14 protein-coding genes and 8 tRNA genes are annotated in these 14,382 nt (G+C 39.6%); 13 read left to right on the top strand and 9 right to left on the bottom strand.

The features are described from left to right. The first annotated feature begins 126 nt into the window (after positions 1-126). The 13 genes from EMK97_RS04610 (at position 127) to rsgA (ending at position 6,425) form a co-directional block, all read left to right on the top strand. The gene (locus EMK97_RS04610; protein ID WP_130599865.1) at positions 127-396 is read left to right on the top strand and encodes a hypothetical protein; all 270 of its coding nucleotides are present in this window, start codon (positions 127-129) and stop codon (positions 394-396) included. Between the two features lie 222 nt (positions 397-618). Then, on the top strand, positions 619-1,263 hold the full coding sequence (uvrY, locus tag EMK97_RS04605; protein WP_130599863.1) for a UvrY/SirA/GacA family response regulator transcription factor: 645 nt from the start codon (positions 619-621) through the stop codon (positions 1,261-1,263). A 112-nt stretch (positions 1,264-1,375) separates the two neighbouring features. Continuing rightward, positions 1,376-3,139 (top strand): excinuclease ABC subunit UvrC, encoded by a 1,764-nt coding sequence (gene uvrC / locus EMK97_RS04600; protein WP_246028930.1) that lies wholly within the window; start codon positions 1,376-1,378, stop codon positions 3,137-3,139. 48 nt (positions 3,140-3,187) lie between these two features. Further along, positions 3,188-3,769 carry a CDP-diacylglycerol--glycerol-3-phosphate 3-phosphatidyltransferase gene (pgsA, locus tag EMK97_RS04595; protein WP_130599861.1) on the top strand — a complete coding sequence of 194 codons (582 nt, stop codon included), beginning with the start codon at positions 3,188-3,190 and terminating at the stop codon, positions 3,767-3,769. A gap of 176 nt (positions 3,770-3,945) precedes the next feature. Then, positions 3,946-4,021, top strand: a tRNA-Gly gene (locus tag EMK97_RS04590). Positions 4,022-4,073: 52 nt separating this feature from the next. Further along, a tRNA-Cys gene (locus EMK97_RS04585) sits at positions 4,074-4,147 on the top strand. Positions 4,148-4,151: 4 nt separating this feature from the next. Then, positions 4,152-4,238: transfer RNA gene (locus tag EMK97_RS04580), tRNA-Leu, on the top strand. A gap of 118 nt (positions 4,239-4,356) precedes the next feature. After that, positions 4,357-4,432: transfer RNA gene (locus tag EMK97_RS04575), tRNA-Gly, on the top strand. A gap of 51 nt (positions 4,433-4,483) precedes the next feature. After that, positions 4,484-4,559 (top strand) — tRNA-Gly (locus tag EMK97_RS04570). A 74-nt stretch (positions 4,560-4,633) separates the two neighbouring features. Continuing rightward, positions 4,634-4,720, top strand: a tRNA-Leu gene (locus tag EMK97_RS04565). A gap of 29 nt (positions 4,721-4,749) precedes the next feature. Then, positions 4,750-4,825, top strand: a tRNA-Gly gene (locus tag EMK97_RS04560). An 86-nt stretch (positions 4,826-4,911) separates the two neighbouring features. Continuing rightward, positions 4,912-4,998: transfer RNA gene (locus tag EMK97_RS04555), tRNA-Leu, on the top strand. Between the two features lie 383 nt (positions 4,999-5,381). Further along, entirely contained in the window at positions 5,382-6,425 is a 1,044-nt protein-coding gene (gene rsgA, locus EMK97_RS04550) for a ribosome small subunit-dependent GTPase A (protein ID WP_246028883.1), read from the top strand. A gap of 61 nt (positions 6,426-6,486) precedes the next feature. Here the strand turns inward: rsgA and EMK97_RS04545 are convergent, their stop codons facing one another. Genes EMK97_RS04545 through EMK97_RS04505 form a run of 9 tightly spaced genes read right to left on the bottom strand, consistent with a single transcriptional unit; the run spans position 6,487 to position 14,023 of the window. Next, a complete protein-coding gene (locus EMK97_RS04545) occupies positions 6,487-8,190 on the bottom strand; it encodes a Na(+)/H(+) antiporter subunit D (RefSeq protein ID WP_130599857.1) in 1,704 nt (567 codons plus the stop codon). Beyond that, the gene (locus EMK97_RS04540) at positions 8,177-8,494 is read right to left on the bottom strand and encodes a hypothetical protein (RefSeq protein WP_130599855.1); all 318 of its coding nucleotides are present in this window, start codon (positions 8,492-8,494) and stop codon (positions 8,177-8,179) included. The genes EMK97_RS04545 and EMK97_RS04540 overlap by 14 nt, the downstream gene beginning before the upstream one ends. A 3-nt stretch (positions 8,495-8,497) precedes the next feature. Continuing rightward, positions 8,498-10,027, bottom strand: coding sequence for a monovalent cation/H+ antiporter subunit D family protein (locus EMK97_RS04535; RefSeq protein WP_130599853.1), 1,530 nt, complete (start codon positions 10,025-10,027; stop codon positions 8,498-8,500). Further along, a complete protein-coding gene (locus tag EMK97_RS04530) occupies positions 10,024-11,502 on the bottom strand; it encodes a monovalent cation/H+ antiporter subunit D family protein (protein ID WP_130599851.1) in 1,479 nt (492 codons plus the stop codon). The genes EMK97_RS04535 and EMK97_RS04530 overlap by 4 nt, the downstream gene beginning before the upstream one ends. Beyond that, positions 11,499-11,888, bottom strand: coding sequence for a cation:proton antiporter subunit C (locus EMK97_RS04525; RefSeq protein ID WP_211342268.1), 390 nt, complete (start codon positions 11,886-11,888; stop codon positions 11,499-11,501). Before EMK97_RS04525 ends, EMK97_RS04530 begins: the two co-directional genes overlap by 4 nt. Beyond that, complete coding sequence (locus EMK97_RS04520) at positions 11,885-12,844, bottom strand: Na(+)/H(+) antiporter subunit B (RefSeq protein WP_246028882.1); 960 nt, start codon at positions 12,842-12,844, stop codon at positions 11,885-11,887. Before EMK97_RS04520 ends, EMK97_RS04525 begins: the two co-directional genes overlap by 4 nt. A gap of 49 nt (positions 12,845-12,893) precedes the next feature. After that, a complete protein-coding gene (gene mnhG / locus EMK97_RS04515; protein WP_246028929.1) occupies positions 12,894-13,247 on the bottom strand; it encodes a monovalent cation/H(+) antiporter subunit G in 354 nt (117 codons plus the stop codon). Between the two features lie 9 nt (positions 13,248-13,256). Then, the gene (locus EMK97_RS04510) at positions 13,257-13,550 is read right to left on the bottom strand and encodes an MrpF/PhaF family protein (protein WP_130599843.1); all 294 of its coding nucleotides are present in this window, start codon (positions 13,548-13,550) and stop codon (positions 13,257-13,259) included. Continuing rightward, positions 13,544-14,023 carry a Na+/H+ antiporter subunit E gene (locus EMK97_RS04505; RefSeq protein ID WP_130599841.1) on the bottom strand — a complete coding sequence of 160 codons (480 nt, stop codon included), beginning with the start codon at positions 14,021-14,023 and terminating at the stop codon, positions 13,544-13,546. The genes EMK97_RS04510 and EMK97_RS04505 overlap by 7 nt, the downstream gene beginning before the upstream one ends. Between the last annotated feature and the right edge of the window lie 359 nt (positions 14,024-14,382).

The raw sequence follows: 14,382 nt of genomic DNA, 5'->3' as shown, positions 1-14,382 counted from the left end.
CTTGTTCATTAAACTAAGCTGATTATTCTGCAATTGTTATCAGCATTTATTCCCTTACACATTTACTCGCTTTATAATGAATTAAATCACAGTGAAAATTAACACAATTTAAGTACAGTAATTTTAATGAGTCAATCAGCAGATAAACCTAAGAAAAAAGCCATGAGCAATGCTGAAAAGCAAAAACGCTATAGGGAAAGGCAAAAGGAACGCGGCTTACAAGAAATGCGAGGTTATTTATCGCCAGAAGCAAAGGAGTGTTATAAGCTTATCAGCGAGCAAACAAACTGGTCAGATAGCGTGATTTTAAGTAATGCTGTTCGTTTAACCTATGCAGCCTATAAAAATGGGCAAATAGGCTTATTAAATAGTTGGCTTAAAAATAACGACTTGTAGTGATGTAATTTAGCAAAGAGCACAGGGATTTTTCTGTTCATTTTACTCTATATTCTCATTGAATCTGATTGGCTTTGCCGTTAATCTAGTCATCACAATAAGCAATAATACCAAGTGAATTAACTCTCGCTAAATGAGCAAATAGTTAATTCAATAGGTATAATATAAAACTGACAAATGTTCTTTTTGTCATAAACGTTAACCATAATTGGGCGAATTCCATTGATAAATGTTCTATTAGTTGATGACCATGAGTTAGTTCGTACAGGGATAAGTAAAATACTTAGTGATGTAAAAGGACTTAAGGTTATTGGTGAATGTAATACCGGTGAAGAAGCAATAAAGTTTTGCCGTCAAACTGACGTTGATGTTATTTTGATGGACATGGATATGCCAGGTATGGGCGGTTTGGAAGCGACTAAGAAGATCTTACGCTTTGCGCCAGATATTAAAATTATCGTGTTAACTGTGCATAGTGAAGATCCATTTCCTACTAAAGTGATGCAAATGGGAGCGTCAGGCTATTTAACTAAAGGTGCTGGTCCTGATGAAATGGTTAATGCAATTCGTTCGGTTAATAGTGGTCAGCGATATTTAACCTCTGAAATCGCTCAGCAAATGGCGTTAAGCCAGTTTAAAACCGTTGAAGAGAACCCATTTAATGCGCTATCAGATCGTGAACTGCAAATTATGCTGATGATCACTCGAGGCGAAAAGGTGCCTGATATTTCAGAGCATTTAATATTAAGCACCAAAACTATTAATAGTTACCGCTACCGTATGTTTGAAAAGTTAGGCGTTAGTAATGACGTTGAGTTAACTCATTTAGCCATTCGACATGGTATGTTAAAAACCGAAAAACTTTAACTGGTTAGTTTTCGTGTCAAATAAAACAATATCAGAAAGGCAGCCACCTCAGGTTGCCTTTGACAGTGAAGCATTCCTTGCTTCAGTCACTGAGCAAGCTGGTGTTTACCGTATGTATGATCATCAACAAGTGGTGATCTACGTTGGTAAAGCTAAGCAGTTGAAAAAACGTTTAGCCAGTTATTTTCGAAAAGATGTCGGCTCAGTAAAAACCAAAGCCTTAGTTAAGCAAATATGCGCTATTGATGTCACGGTAACCCACACGGAAGGGGAAGCGCTGATATTAGAAAATAACTATATTAAAAAATATCAGCCCAAATACAATATCCTTTTACGTGATGATAAAACTTATCCTTACTTGTTAATCACGGATCATAAACATCCTAAACTTGGTTTACACCGAGGCGGTAAAAAAATAAAAGGTGAATACTTTGGCCCTTATCCTACGGTTGGTGCCGTCTGGGAAAGCTTAAGGTTAATGCAAAAGTTATTTCCTATTCGGCAATGTGAAGATAGCTATTATCGTGCACGCTCCCGGCCTTGCTTACAGCATCAATTAGGTCGTTGTTCAGCGCCTTGTGTAGATAAAATCTCTACCGATGACTATATGGAACAAGTTCGACTGGCAAAGTTATTTCTACGTGGTAAAAGCTCGACGGTAATAGACTCTTTAGTTAAAAAAATGGAGTTGGCAAGTCGTGAGCTAGCATTTGAACAAGCCGCTAAGTTTAGAGATCAAATCGCGACATTACGCAAAGTACAGCAGCAGCAACATGTTAGTGGTGTTGCTGCTGAAATGGATGTTGTCGGCTTATATCGCTTTAAATCTCAAGCCTGCGTGCATTTACTCTTTATTCGTAATCATAAAATTCTCGGTAGTAAGAGCTTTTTTCCTGTTGTGCCCAGTGAAACCACTGACAGTGAAATACTGCAAGCCTTTATAAGTCAACATTATTTAAATCATGAGCCGCTACAAGGTAATATTCCGAAAGAGATTGTTATTGGTGAAGAAGTATCGCAGGCTAAAGAGCTAATGGCACTATTGTCAGAGCAAGCAGAGTACGATGTTAAAATATCATCTAAAAGTCGCAGTGAGCGCGCGCAATATTTAAAGTTGGCCTGTACTAATGCGCAAACCGCTTTAGTTACTCGTAATAGCCATAAAGAGTCGATGCAGGCACGATTTGCCGCTTTAAATGAAGTATTTGAGCTAGATAACGGTATATCACGTATTGAATGCTTTGATATCAGTCATACTATGGGGCAACAAACCATAGCATCTAATGTTGTCTTTAATGAAGAAGGGCCGTTAAAAACAGACTATCGCCGTTATAATGTGCATGGCATTACCCCAGGTGATGATTATGCTGCCATGGCATTTGCTTTAAATAAGCGCTACGGCAAAATGAAATCTTTAGATAAATTGCCAGATATTGTTTTTATTGATGGCGGTAAAGGGCAATTAGCTAAAGCTGAAGAGTTTTTTAACCAGTTAAACCTTGAGAGAACACCTTTGCTTGTTGGTGTTGCCAAAGGGGAGTCGAGAAAACCTGGCTTAGAAACCTTGATATTAGCAGGCAGCCATCAATTGATTTCCTTACCGGCAACGTCACCTGCGCTGCATTTGGTACAACATATTCGAGACGAGTCTCATCGTTTTGCCATTACCGGACATAGAGCTAAACGGCAAAAAGTCAGTAAAAAATCACAACTTGAACAAATTGAAGGTATAGGCGCGAAAAAAAGGCAAAGCTTACTGAAGTTCTTAGGTGGTATGCAGGAAGTGTTACAAGCTGATGTCAGTCAATTAGAAAAGGTGCCTGGCATTAGCAAAGTCTTAGCGCAAAATATTTATGATGCATTGCATGACAAGTGATTCATAAACTGTGTAAAATAAAAGAAAAATGCTTGTAGTGAAAAGTACATGTGGACAATACCCAATCAAATAACACTCTTTAGAATCATACTGATCCCAGTTTTCATTTTGGTTTTCTACTTACCACTTTCTTGGAGTAATTTTGGCGCATTTGCAGTATTTTGGTTAGCCTCAGTAAGTGATGCCCTTGATGGTTATTTAGCGCGTAAGTTGAATCAATCTTCGGCATTTGGTGCTTTTATTGACCCAGTAGCTGATAAATTGATGGTGGTAGCGGCGTTAGTGATGATAGCGCAAGACTATCAAACTTGGTGGGTGTCTATCCCAGCTATTATTATGATTGCTCGAGAAGTGTTTATCAGTGCACTTAGAGAGTTTATGTCTTCGCGCGGTAAGCGAGATATTATTGCCGTCTCCAATATGGGCAAATATAAAACCGCAGCGCAAATGTTAGGTATTATGGGCTTAATTTGGCAACCGAGTTACGATATTCCATTAATTCTATTTAAATTACCGCATGAAGTAATTAATTATGCGGCTTATGGTTTTTACTTTATCGCGACTGTATTAACCGTATCTACTTTAGTGGGCTATTTTAGCGCGGCTTTACCTGAGCTAAAAGAGCACTAAAAGCTCATTAGTTAAGAGAATATTTGCAAAAACGAGCAAGGCACCTACTTATTTAGTTAAAAAATCAGCAAATAACTCGCTTTTTAATCAGTCGACATAAAAATGAAATTAAAGGGTTGACTGGAAAATATTTCGATGTAGAATGCGTTTCCGTTGACAAGCAGTCAACAAATGAAGCGGCTGTAGCTCAGTTGGTAGAGCATCACGTTGCCAACGTGAATGTCACGAGTTCGAGTCTCGTTAGCCGCTCCAAATTTTCAATGTATTCATTGAAAATAACTACCTCAACGCGTGTTGATAAAATGGCGGGTTGGCAGAGTGGCTATGCAGCGGATTGCAAATCCGTGGACCTCGGTTCGACTCCGGGACCCGCCTCCATTTTGCCCGGGTGGTGGAATTGGTAGACACAAGGGATTTAAAATCCCTCGCTGGTAACAGCGTGACGGTTCAAGTCCGTCCCCGGGTACCATTTCATCAACATATGCTTGAGTGTTAGTGTTAATTCCTAGTTGTTTAAGTTATCTTTTTACGCTAGAATGCGCGCTCTTTTAGAGTATCTAAAAGCAGTGTTCATAGTTTTGTGATAAGCGGCTGTAGCTCAGTTGGTAGAGCATCACGTTGCCAACGTGAATGTCACGAGTTCGAGTCTCGTTAGCCGCTCCAATCTTTTTGGCAAAAGGTTGTTAAGTTACAACAAAGTAAAGCTCTTATGAAGCGGCTGTAGCTCAGCTGGTAGAGCATCACGTTGCCAACGTGAATGTCACGAGTTCGAGTCTCGTTAGCCGCTCCAATTTAATAAGAACTTTATTAGTAGGTACCAATACTTACTTAAAAAATACTATCCTCTGTCTTATAGATAGCTGAGCCCGGGTGGTGGAATTGGTAGACACAAGGGATTTAAAATCCCTCGCTGGTAACAGCGTGACGGTTCAAGTCCGTCCCCGGGTACCATTTATAAGGAATACAGAGAACTCTACGAAGCGGCTGTAGCTCAGTTGGTAGAGCATCACGTTGCCAACGTGAATGTCACGAGTTCGAGTCTCGTTAGCCGCTCCAATTTTCAAATCATATATTTTCAATTTATATATGTAGTAGGTACCAAGCTTACTATAAAAATACTATCCCTATCGCATGATAGCTGAGCCCGGGTGGTGGAATTGGTAGACACAAGGGATTTAAAATCCCTCGCTGGTAACAGCGTGACGGTTCAAGTCCGTCCCCGGGTACCATTTCCTATATTTAATTATTTTATATTTCCCCGTATTTTCTAAATATTTTTTATTTCTGATTAATGCCGTCAGACTTTGTTTTAAGCGATGATTTGTAATAGCTTGTAATCGACGTCGTGTTTGCTATTTATCTTCACTGCTTGTAGTGATAGACTTCCCTTAGTTAAAAGCCCTCAACAGGAGAATATGATGATTGTATTGAAAACTCACCCGGTAAAAGCTAGCTTCTGAGTTTAATGGCACAATATAAATACTATCTGTTATAACCTATCTTAAATTCTCGCTAATTATTTGCCCGGTGTTTTACTGAAATAAAACCGGGGTTAATGCTATTCATTATCCCTATCTCTTTACTGCAAACTTTCTGCAATAGGGACAATATTTTGAATATATCTATTTCAATGCCACATTTAGGTTGGCAAACATTTTTTCAACAACAATTAACACTTGCAGAGCTAGAATCTAGCCAATGTGCTCGAATTATTGCTCATCATCGTAGTGTGTATGTTTTACAGTTAGAAAATAGGCAGTTTCAACTACCTATCACTATAAACATGCCGGCAATGACGGTGGGAGATTGGCTACTTTTAACAGATGATTACCAATTTATTCGCTTACTAGAGAGAAAGTCGCTGTTAAAACGCAAGTCGGCGGGTTCAAAAGTTGATGAGCAGCTTATTGCTGTCAATATTGATGTGCTATTTATTGTTAGCTCACTAAACCAAGATTTTAATTTAAATCGTATTGAGCGTTACTTAGCGATCGCAAATGAGGCCACAATAGAGCCTGTGGTTGTGTTAACAAAATCCGATTTAACGGATAATTGGCAAGCGTTAAAAGCACAACTGCAATCGCTTGACCCATTTTTACCTGTTGAAGTGGTTAATAGCTTAGATGCTGACAGTGTCGATGCCCTTAAACCTTGGTGTAAACAGGGGAGCTCAGTATCTTTTATTGGTTCATCTGGTGTTGGCAAGTCGACATTAGTTAATACCTTACTAGGTAAACAGGCTCAAGTAACAAGTCATATACGTGAAGATGATGATAAAGGGCGACATACAACAACAGCACGTTCTGTTCATTTTATGCCATCGGGTGGTGTACTTATTGATACCCCGGGTATGCGTGAGTTACAGCTAGTAGAATGTAATGACGGCGTTGACAAAACCTTTGCTGATATCAGTCAACTAGCTGAGCAGTGTCGATTTAGTAATTGTCAGCATAGCAATGAGCCAGATTGTGCTATTTTACAGGCGTTAGAAGTTGGAGTTATAGATAAGCGCAGGCTAAATAACTACTTTAAACTTCAGGCTGAGCAAGCCCGAAATAGCGCCAGCATGCAGGTAAAGCGGGCGAAAGATAAAGCTTTATCGAAAATGTATCGTAATGTGCAAACTAGCGCGCGCTTAAGTAAAAAAGGTTATTAACCTTAATACAAAAAACCAAAGGCCACAAAACTTGTGGCCTTTGGCTCTATTCTTTTTTTGTTTAATGGCTGGTAAAACTAAGAAGTAGATAAAAGGCTAATACAATAGCGAGCCATATAGCCATACCACCTGCAGGGTAGTTGGGTGAAAATACACCATTTAGCAAACTGTTTTTCCGATCAAAGTAATGAATACAGCTATTTAGTACGGCTTGGGCCTTTAATCTTAATCGACGGTCTATTTGCCAAATGTGAGCAAAAAGTCTTTCTAGGACAGTCGGAATAGCACGTCGATATAGCCAGTCTACATCTAAATTGGTGGAAGGGAGCTCTGGTGGGTATAAACCCCTAAGGCTAAGCCAAACAAACGCGAGTGCGGAAAAGAACAGTAGCTGGGTTTGGGCAAGTACGTGAGTAACATCATAAGCACTATAGTTTGTTTCAAAGGGTAATAGGGCATATAAGCCTTGTGGGTAAATACCTATACCAATACATAAGGCTGCGGCAATCGCCATAGCTGCAAGCATATTTTTAGGTGGATCGCTTGCCCTTATGCCTGAGTCATGAGCGAAAAAGGCAAAATAAGGGATTTTGATGCCCGCGTGATGAAATACCCCAGCAGATGCAAATAGTAGGATTAACCAAACCCAGCTATAACCTTCATTAATGGCTGCTGTCATAACCATTGATTTACTCACAAAGCCGCTAAATAGTGGAAAGGCTGAGATAGATGCTGCGCCGATTATACAAAGTAAGGTGGTTTTAGGCATGGTCTTATATAAACCTCCTAGTTCAGAGCCATTAATTTTACCTGTCATATGTAATACCGCGCCCATAGACATAAATAACAGGCCTTTGAAAATTACATCGTTAAAGGCATGTGCTACTGCGCCATTTACCGCAAGCGCAGTACCAATACCTATACCAACAACCATAAAGCCCACTTGGTTAATGAGGCTGTAAGCTAAAACCCTGCGAAGATCATTTTCAATCACTGCAAAGAAAATAGGGAAGCACGCCATAGTTGCGCCAATATAAACTAATAGCTCAGTACCAGGATAAGCACGAGCAAGTGCATAAACAGCCACCTTAGTGGTAAAGGCGCTAAGAAATACCGTACCTGTTGCGCTAGCTTCAGGGTAGGCGTCGGTAAGCCAGTTGTGGGCAATAGGGAAAGCACATTTAATGCCTAGCGCGATAAATATAAGCCAGCTTGCAATACCATCTAAGCCGATATAGTTAAAGGCAAGACTATTGTGCTCACCAGCATAGAATATTGCGCCAACAAGGAGTAATACACCTGAGAGTACCTGAATAATAAGGTAGCGCATGCCGGCAGTGTAGGAATTATGAGTCTGTCGAGCCCAGATTAAAAACACTGATGTAAACGCTAATAACTCCCAAAAAATAAATAAGGTTAACAAGTCACCTGCAAACGCGGCGCCTAAGGCGCTACCCGCGTATAGTAATGCTGCTAGCTGCTCTAAGGTATTTTTTACGTGCAACGCATAGACAATGCCGATAAATGCGGCAATATGGAAAATATAACCAAAGATTAAGCTTAATTTATCGACGCGATAAGGCACTATTTGATAGCCCATTAAGGTGAATTGCAAGTGAAGCCCATCAGGTACTAAAGATAGATGAAGCGCCCCTAATATGGGAATTAAGATCATAACAATTTTACGCAGCAGGCCGCGCGTAAAGGCCGCGATTATGGCGCCAAGAAAAAAGGGTATAAAGGGTGGCAACTCAATCATCCACATGCTTGGCTCCTATCTTTTTCGCCGGTAGGGAGCTGTCTGTTTCTGTGTGATTTTGCTCAGCTTGGTAATAATCTTCAGAGCGCATTAGCAAGGTTCTTAGCCATGTTGCGACAAAAACCAGTAGCACACAGCCAACAAAGCCATAAAGCGGATAGAAGCCTAGTAAATTCTCCCAACTATGGGAAATGTGTCTGTGCACAAAAAAATCTATGATTAACAGTAAAGCGCAGCATAGATAAAATGCGCTTAATAGGCGTTTTACATTGTTAGGATTATCAAACAGGTGTTTTGGTTCTTTTGCCATCAATTAGTTCCTATAGGGTAAAATAGCCGACGCCAATTCAAATAGTGGTTGCGGATAAATAAACAGTATTAAGCACATAGTGCAGGTAATGCTAATGGCAATTAAACACGGCAGAGGTGCTTCGTAACGGGGGATCGCTAATGTTTGCTTGGTTTGCTCAGTTTGCTCGCTGGCTATATTTATCTCAGGTGAATTTTGCTTTGTTAAAATATTAGGGTAAAAAGCGTGAAACGGAATGGGCAGTAAATAAGCAATATTTAAAAGCGAACTTAGCATAAGAACAATCATGATTAACCACTGCTTAGTGTCAATGCTAGCTGTTAATAAGAAGAATTTACTCCATGTTCCGCCTGTTGGTGGTACACCAATAATACTTAGACTAGCAATTGCAAATGCCAGCATAGTTAACGGCATTTGTTTGCCAATGCCGCGCATTTCGCTTATTTGACTTTTATGTAAACGAACTAAAACTGCACCAGCGCAGAAGAACAAGGTAATTTTACCAAAGGCATGCATGGCAATGTGCATGCCGCTACCTGTAATACCTGAAGGAGTGGCTAACAATGCCCCTATAGTCACGTAACCTAATTGGCTAACCGTTGAGTAGGCTAGGCGCGCTTTTAAGTTATCTTGTCGCATAGCAATGATTGATGCCAGTAATACTGTAGCGCCAGCTAAGTAAAGTAATAGTTGTGTTGTTGGTAAAATAGCGAGTAAGTCGAGGCCAAAAATCATCACGCAGATTTTGACTATAGTGAAAACACCAGCCTTTACTACGGCAACCGCATGTAATAGCGCGCTAACTGGGGTAGGTGCAACCATGGCAGCAGGTAACCAGCGATGAAAGGGCATAATGGCTGCCTTACCAACACCAAAAATAAACAGCACAAGTAATGTGCCTGCTATTGTGATATTGACATCAGACGAGAATATCCCACCTTGTTTAAAATCTAATGTACCAGCAACTTGCCAAGTACCTACAATGGCAAGTAAAAAGAAAACCACAGAAGTGGTTAGGAGAATGCCTAGATAAGTTCTACCGCCTAACTTGGCATTATCTGTACCTGAATGAGTCACTAAGGGATAAGTTGATAAGGTAAGTACTTCGTAAAATATAAATAAGGTAAATAAATTGGCTGAAAAGGTAAGCCCCATGACAGCACTAATAGCGATAGCAAAACAGCAATAAAAGCGCGTTTGGTTTTTTTCATGATGACAACGCAGGTAACCGATAGCATAACATGTGGTAATCAACCAAAGAAAACTGGCAACAAACGCAAATAGCATCCCGAGCGGCTCTACGGTAAAGCTGATAGCTAAGCCCGGAATTATCTCCCCCCAAGAAATATTTAAGGCAAGCCCTTGTGCGTTTGCGCCATATAGTTGGCTAACCAGATAGATGAGAAGCATGCTAGTGCTAAGGGTTATTGCCTCTCGTAAATTAGGTTTATTGCTGGTCGCAAGAACACCAATAACTGAAAGTAGCGGCAGTAAAATAGTAAGCTGTAACATGTGCGCTAACGAGATACTCATGGCGTGCTCCCAAATAAGCTCTCTGCTGCGGCTTTACTTACCTCTACCGTTAAACTGGTATCTATGCCAAAGTAAACATTAGCGAGTACTAATAACCAAGTGGGAATAAGAATTAAGGCTGGTGCTTCTTCAATTTGCTTAGGGGCAGCATTAGCGGGATAAAAATAGGCAGCCTCAACTATTTTCCATACATATATCACGGCTAACATTGAGCCAAGTAGTATTAATACGGCAATAGGCCACCAACCCTGAGCTAAGAGAGCTTTTACTAAGTACCACTTACTAATAAAGCCAACGGTTAGTGGTACGCCAATTAAACTAAGACCGCCAATAACAATCGCAGCCATAGTAAATGGCATTTTACGCCCTAAACCTTTGAAGTTATCAATGTGAACACTACCAAGTTTGTACATGAGTGCTCCTAATGCTAGAAATATAGCGCTTTTCATTAGGGCATGATTAAATAAATGCAGTAGTGTTGCGGTTAACCCCGCAGCTGTTGCTAAGCTAAAGCCAACAATCATGTAGCCAATTTGAGCTATGCTTGAGTAGGCGAATAATAGCTTGATATTACTTTGATAAATTGCCGATATTGAGGCGATAAAAATACCAGCAAGACCTAATGCCATCAGCAAGGTTTGTAACGGAATGGTTGTAAAGGAAAATGAAAAACCAAAGACAGAAAAAGTAAAACGAATTAATAAATAAATCGCCACTTTAGTGGCTGTTGCAGCAAAAAATGCCGTAACAACCGATGGTGCATACGCGTAGGCATTTGGTAGCCATAAATGTAGTGGAAACATAGCTAGCTTTAAGCATAAGCCAGCAACTATGAAAGCGTAGGCGGTATAGACGGTTTTTGTTTGTGCTACTTCTGGTAAGTGTTGCGCAAGGTCTAACATATTTAATGTACCTGTCATTTGATACATTAAGCCGACACCAATTAATATAAATGTTGCGCCAATAGTGCCTAAAATAAGATATTGAAATGACGCCCAAAGTGCTTGCCTATCTTTACCAAGGGCAATTAATGCATAAGCAGATAATGAAGAGATTTCTAAAAAGACAAAAACATTAAAGGCATCGCCTGTCGCAACAATACCTAACATGCCAGTTAATGAAAGTAGGTAGAGAATATAAAACAATGTGTGTTTATCTTGAGGTATTTCTTTTTCGATACTTTTTTGACTGGCAAGCAATACTATGGTGCTTATTGAGCTGATGATAAGTAAAAGCAAGGCATTTAATTTATCTATTTTGTATTCAATGCCCCAAGGTGGTTGCCAACCACCTAATTGATAACTGATCACATCAGTATTTAATACTTGCTGTAGGAGTGCCAAGCTAATTAAAAAAGTGATTGCGCTAACGAGTACAGCAAATAGCCAAACCAATTTACTGCGCTTTAAAATGACGCAAATTGGTGCTGCGCTAAGAGGGATAACGACCTGTAATATGGTTAAATGCGCTATCACGCTTGCTCCTTAGCGTCATTATTTTGTTTGCTTTGAGAGCTTTGGTTATCTAATTGCTGGATGGTTTCTTCTTCAATAGTGCCGTAGGCAGTTTTAATACGGACAACTAAAGCTAAACCCAATGCTGTGGTAGCTATACCAACGACAATAGCGGTAAGTATAAGTACGTGCGGGAGTGGGTTAGAATACTGATTAATACTGTCAGCTAGAATTGGAGCATCAGCCCCTTCAATATTGGCAATACTAATGTAGAAAATAAATACTGAGGTTTGAAATATAGTTAAGCCAACTAATTTTTTGATCAGGTTGCCATGAGCGATAACGATATATAATCCGCTCATCATAAGTATTACCACTATCCAATAATTAAAAAGTCCGATAATCATGGTGATAACTCCTGAGAATCTTTTACTTGTTTATGCTTTTGCTTTAATTGCTCTCGTTGGTTGGCAAAATTAAAAAAGATGAGAATCATCACTGCTGCGACAGTACAGCCAACACCTAATTCAATAATCAAGATACCTAGATGCTGACCAATCACAGGAAGGTCAGCTAACACGTTATAGTTGAGGAAATTTCCTCCTAGCAGTAGTGAGGTTAAACCGACACAGGTGAAAAGTAGCACTCCTAGGGCGGTAATGAGTAAAATAAGTGATGGGTTAAGTGCTTTTTGTGCTGCGCTTAGGCCAAATAACATGGTATATAAAATTATTGCCGCGGCAAAAATAACGCCAGCTTGGAATCCGCCGCCGGGACCAAAGTCGCCATGAAATTGAACGTAAAGAGCGAACAGTAAAATAAAGGGAATCAATATTTTAGCAACAATGCGAATCACTAAATGCTGCTTGTGCATTGATACACTGAGTGATTTATCGTTACGATTTGTTTTACTATTAAAAGACAATAAAGCGAGTACGCCAGTACAGGCCGTAAATATCACCACTAATTCACCTAAAGTATCAAATGCGCGGTAACTTGCTAAAACAGAAGTGACGATATTCGGGATACCTATTTCCTGCATTGACTCTTCAATATATCTTGGTGCGACATGTTGGTGAATAGGCGCATCAGTGATACCAAAGTAAGGCATATCAAGTGTGCCAAATATTAATAAGGCACCGGTAATGCTCACAACAATGAGTGCCGGTAAGGGTTTATGTCGTGTCGTGTTTTCGCTTCTTCCTGTCATAGAAATAACGATGAGCATAAGTAAAGTTGAAATACCCGCACCAACAGCCGCTTCAGTAAAGGCAACATCTACCGCATCGAGGGCGACAAAAAAACTTGCCGATAATAAGCTATATATTCCGCTTAGCATCACTACCGCAAAAAGATCTTTCATGTAAATAACTGCAAAGGCGATGACAATTAAAAAGCTTAGCAGTACAAAATCAATTATCGCTTCGATGATGAGCCTCCTTAGTTTTATTATTTAAGGAGGGTTCGGTTTCGCTTAAGCTAGGTCTTAACCCATTGCGCCATGCTGCTTTGGCGAGAACATGGCTTGTTGTCGGGCTTATTAATAGGGTTAATAGCAGAATCATGATTAATTTTGCTACAACCAAAAAATTTGGCGCTTGCATCATCAGAGCGATTAAAATTAACGCAGCACCTAATGTATCGGTGACGCCAGCAGCGTGCATGCGGCTATAAAAGTCGGGGAACCTTAAAACACCAACACCTGCAGAGATACAAAGAAAGCTGCCAATAATTAAACACAGCCCTGTTAGTAGTGTGATTATCATATTCACTTATTACAGCTCCTTGTTTGATGAAGAGGTCTTGTTTGGTTTATCTCTAAACTGCTCGGTATCAGAGTAACGTAAGACACCAATAACACTAATAAAATTGATCAGTGCATAAACAATCGCTATATCGAGAAAGTCAGCTCGGCCCATAACAAAGCCTAACAGTGAGATAAGTAGTACCGTTTTGGTAGCAAACATATTGACCGCTAAGATTCGATCATAAAGGCTTGGTCCTGCTATACCTCTAAGTATGGCAAGCATCATGGCGACTAAAATAGCTAGCGTAGCTGCAACTAACATTGGCTCTCCAGCTTACTAATTCGTGCGTCCATTTCGCCTTGCTCTAATGATGCTATGTTAGCTGTGAGTAAAGCATGTACAAGGATTTCATCACCTTGTAATTTTATGGCAACCGTACCTGGGGTTAAGGTAATTGAGTTGGCGTAAATAACTTTACCCATATCTGTTTTTTGAGAGATTTTTATGGTTTTTAATTGCGGGGAAATACTGTCTTTACCAAGCCAAATATGTTTTACCACGGTTATATTCGCTTTAACTATTTCTTTAATAAGCCAGACATAGTAACTAAAGATAATTGGTGTTAGATATAAAGGTTGTGATTCGTGATCAACAATGTCCATTTGCTGGCTAATTATTAATACCAGAATAATCGAGGCTAAACCTAGACTTAAAATTAACAAGCTGTAGTGACCAGAATTTAGTAACCAAAACAATGTTAAACAGAGAAATAGCGTAAATATGTGTTGGTTCATGACAGTTTACCTTGGGCAGATGCTTATTGTTTTTATAGTGCACATGTTGCGCAGTGCTATATCAGTTTGCCTCCAAGGTGCTCCTTTGTGTTTATAAACGGACTTTATTGGCAACTCTTTTGTTGTTACGGCCTTAAATAGTTTGTGATAGTGATTATTTTGAGCAGTAAAATGAAAGACTTACCCTATTGTTATTAATTTGGTCTATATATAGTTATAGTTCAATGAGCTAGGTTGGCAAAAATTTTTTTAATGAAGCTAATTTTATTGCATGAAATATGCTTACTAGTAAATTCCTCGAAATTTCAACAACTCACATATTCGTTCGGCAAAATAACTCTCGATAAATTGGTCAGTAG

The sequence above is a fragment of the Litorilituus sediminis genome, assembly GCF_004295665.1.
Lineage (GTDB): Bacteria > Pseudomonadota > Gammaproteobacteria > Enterobacterales > Alteromonadaceae > Colwellia > Colwellia sediminis.
Note: the sequence above shows the minus strand (reverse complement) of the source record. Positions and strands in the feature narration are given on the sequence as shown.